Origin of the sequence: Amycolatopsis sp. NPDC051128, from assembly GCF_040682715.1 — a bacterium.
Classification (GTDB): Bacteria; Actinomycetota; Actinomycetes; order Mycobacteriales; family Pseudonocardiaceae; genus Amycolatopsis.
Genome location: NZ_JBFBBN010000104.1, coordinates 1 through 2,264 on the forward strand (window position 1 = coordinate 1; position 2,264 = coordinate 2,264).

Here is a 2,264-nt window from a genome sequence, read left to right on the forward strand (position 1 = left end):
CCGGCTCCGGCGGGCTGTTCGGCGAGCCCTCGCGTGCCGATCTGTCTTGCAGCGGTACGTCGAGCGCGCGTACGGCCAAACCCTCTCCTGCGGCGATGCTGAGCCCACGGCAGCAATCCCGGGGGCACCCGTCCGAGGCCAGTGAGCGGCCGCGACTTTCCAGCGCCCCCGCAAACGCTTCGCCCGCCATGGGTTCGGCCGTCCCACCTGCGGTGGTGGGTGAAGTCGCGGAGTCCCGTGCTCGTCCGGCAGACAGGCCGGGCCGGCGCTGGCAGACCCTTGTGTCGGCACAGGTAGGGGAAGCTGTTCGCGCGCGGGTGATGCCGGGTAATGGTTTTCGATGGTGCTGGAACCCGGAGTCGATTCCGTGCGGCGACCGCTCGCCGCGCTCGATTCGCTCGCAGGCGAACCGGCGGCCGTCAGGACCGGGCAACTACCTTCCGCGCGACGTCGGCCGCTTCGTCGGCCGGGCCGCCCGGCCCGCTGACCGACGCGGCGGCGTACGGCATGACGGGCGTCGGCAAGACGGCTCTGGCGATCCACCTCGGCCACCGGCTGGTGGACCGCTTCCCGGACAGCAGGTGGTTCTTCGACCCGGGCCGTGCGGCCGGCTCGCGAACTCGGGGATGGCCGCGGAGGCGGAAGCTGCGGCCGGAGTAGGCCGGAATTCTCCAGAGGCGGTCGAAACGGAAGTCGGGGCCGATGAAGGCCGGAATCCCCCGGCCGGGAGCCGTTGGCTCGGCCGTGCTCCGGTTCGCCGTGACTCGGCGGATCCGTGAGCGAAAGGGATCGTCCCTGAAGCAAGTGTGTCAGCGCCGAAGCGGCATTCCCCGGGTGGGTGTCGACGGGAAATGGCCTCCGTCGGCGGCGAGGGTGTTCAGCCCTTGCCGCCAACGGGCCGGCTGCGGTGATCTCTCCCCAGTGATCTGCTGGCCACCGCCGTTACTTCTTGGCGGCGGCGACCTTCTTCCGCGGGGCGCGCTTGCGCGGCGTCGCGGCGGGCGCTTCCGCCTCCGCCACCTGGGCCTGCTCGTAGGCGGCGATCACCTCGGAGGACAGGCGTCCTCGCTCGGAGACCTCGTAGCCGTTGGCGTTGGCCCAAGCGCGGATCTGCTGGTTGCGCTCGCGGTCGGTCGTGCTGGTCGTGGTCGACTGACCGGTCGCGACGCGGACCTTGCGGCCACCGATCCGACGGCCGGCCGTGATGAAGCGGGCGAGTTCGTCGCGCAGCGCCGTCGCGTTCTGGTCCGACAGGTCGATTTCGTAGGTGACGCCGTCGAGACCGAACTGAACGGTCTGGGCGGCGGTGCTGCCGTCGATGTCGTCCAGGATCTCGACGAGGACTTTCTGGGCCACGGGAATGCTCCTCAGTTGGATGTGCGTCCGGGAACGTGACGTGTGACAAGTTGCACAATGATCGACGTTCTTGGGTGGAGTGTATCCACTCGAGGATCGGTACGGCAATTTTCCGGCGGCTTCGCCGGGAACATCCGGTCGTCAGCGGGTCCTGATAGGACTGACGGAGTTTCCCGGACGGCCGAAATGACCGGTGAGCGTGCCGTCGCCGTCAAGGAGGAACAGCTTCACGGGAAGGGCCCCGCACGCGGGTGCGGGGCCCTTCCGGCCGTGGTGAATCGAAGGCGGAAACCGGTCCCGGCTCCTATGTTCCCGACGGCGTCGAGCCCTGTTCGCCGTGGTGGTAGGGCGGATCCGTCTCCAGGACCTCGTCGGCGTCCCCCTCGGCGGGATCGGCCAAGTCGGCCTCCTTGGCGGCCTCTTTCGCCTCCTTGATGTGCTGCCGGCTCCGGGCGAGGTCCGCTTCCGGATCTTGCGGCCGGTTCTCGTTCGCCGTCATCGCGACTCCTTGCCGAGCTCGTCGGGCACCTTCCTCATCCCGGCGGCTACCCGGGAACGCGGGGGCGCAATCTTCCACCGCGAGTGATCGTCCGGTTCCGTAAACGGACGAACTCGCGGCTCGAATCGTCGCCGGGTGTCGCGGGTCACGCATTTTCCGGTCCGGTCAATGCGAGGGCGGCGCGAGCGCGGCGCGAGCGCGGCGCCGGCCGGTTCACCTCATCGGGTGGCGGTGCCGCCGTTCCCGCGGGACCGGTTCCGGGTTCCCCGCCGGGCCAGGAACTTCTCAGGGGAGAACATCGTTCAACATTCTTGCCCCGCACGCCGGCAGCTCGCCGGGAACGCCGGGCGGGCGGCGCCACAGGGGGTTCGGCACGCCCCTGGCGAACACAAGGGACGGCCGGAGCCGA

Annotated in this window: 2 protein-coding genes; both read right to left on the bottom strand. The window is 69.8% G+C overall.

What is annotated here, in order from left to right:
* Positions 1-942: 942 nt before the first annotated feature.
* Positions 943-1,356, bottom strand: coding sequence for an Lsr2 family protein (locus tag AB0M82_RS45850; RefSeq protein ID WP_364736187.1), 414 nt, complete (start codon positions 1,354-1,356; stop codon positions 943-945).
* Between the two features lie 304 nt (positions 1,357-1,660).
* Positions 1,661-1,855 (bottom strand): hypothetical protein, encoded by a 195-nt coding sequence (locus tag AB0M82_RS45855; protein ID WP_364736189.1) that lies wholly within the window; start codon positions 1,853-1,855, stop codon positions 1,661-1,663.
* Positions 1,856-2,264: the final 409 nt, after the last annotated feature.

Excerpts from the sequence above, each read along its gene's own strand:
- AB0M82_RS45855 (WP_364736189.1), bottom strand. The coding sequence starts at position 1,855 with ATGACGGCGAACGAGAACCGGCCGCAAGATCCGGAAGCGGACCTCGCC.